The sequence below is a fragment of the Streptomyces pseudogriseolus genome, assembly GCA_002154585.1.
Classification (GTDB): domain Bacteria; phylum Actinomycetota; class Actinomycetes; order Streptomycetales; family Streptomycetaceae; genus Streptomyces; species Streptomyces pseudogriseolus.
The window spans coordinates 1-710 of sequence record MUNG01000433.1 but is presented as its reverse complement, the minus strand read 5'-3'; the positions used below and the strand labels follow the sequence as shown (position 1 = coordinate 710).

The 710-nt window shown below is 73.2% G+C and carries 1 protein-coding gene (running past one end of the window); it reads right to left on the bottom strand.

The genetic code is table 11. The features are described 5' to 3' along the window. A protein-coding gene (locus CCN29_RS30080; RefSeq protein WP_442538564.1) for a 2-oxo acid dehydrogenase subunit E2 crosses the window boundary here: on the bottom strand, positions 1-564 show its 5' portion. The gene continues 858 nt to the left of window position 1, outside the view; the window shows 564 of its 1,422 coding nt (coding positions 1-564); the start codon lies at positions 562-564; its stop codon lies beyond the left edge, outside the window. Positions 565-710 lie beyond the last annotated feature (146 nt).

Here is a 710-nt window from a genome sequence, read left to right as displayed (position 1 = left end):
GCCGTTGACCACCCGGTGGTCGTAGGCGAGTCCGAGGGTCACCACGGTGGTGGAGGCCGGCACCCCGTCCTCGAGGACGAGCCGGGTGAGCGGGCCGCCCACCGAGACCATGCAGAGCTGCGGCGCCATGACGATCGGCTGGACGAACAGCACACCGGGTTCCGTGTTCAGCGACACGCTCAGGCAGCCGCCGGACAGCTCACCGGCGGTGAACTCGGCGCGGAAGGCCTTCAGCCGGAAGTCCATGAGGTCGTCGGAAAGATCGGCGAGGGAACGGCCGGCACAGTCCCGCAGCACGGGGATGTAGAGGCCGTTCCCGGCGTCCATGGTGACGCCGATGTCCACGGTGTCGGCGAGCCGCACGGTCCGCTCGTCCACCAGGGTGCCGAACAGGTGCGGGAAGGCGGGGTGCGCGGCGGCCACGGCCTTGACCACCGCCTCCGGCAGTCCCACCTCGGCGCCGGTCTCGTCCGACAGGGTGCGCAGTCTGGTCAGTACCGCGTCCACGGTGACCTCGACCGCGGCGAAGGCGACGGGCACCTCCCGGTGGGCGCGGGTGACCACGGCGGCGGTGCCCTGCTGGGCCCGGTCGAGCACATGGGTGCGGGCGGTGGCGGGGCCGGGCTCCTGGGCGCGAGCAGGCTCGGGAAGGGGCTCGGCCAGCTGCTCGGGAAGGGGGTCGGGGGGGGCCACGGACCGGGCTTCGGGTC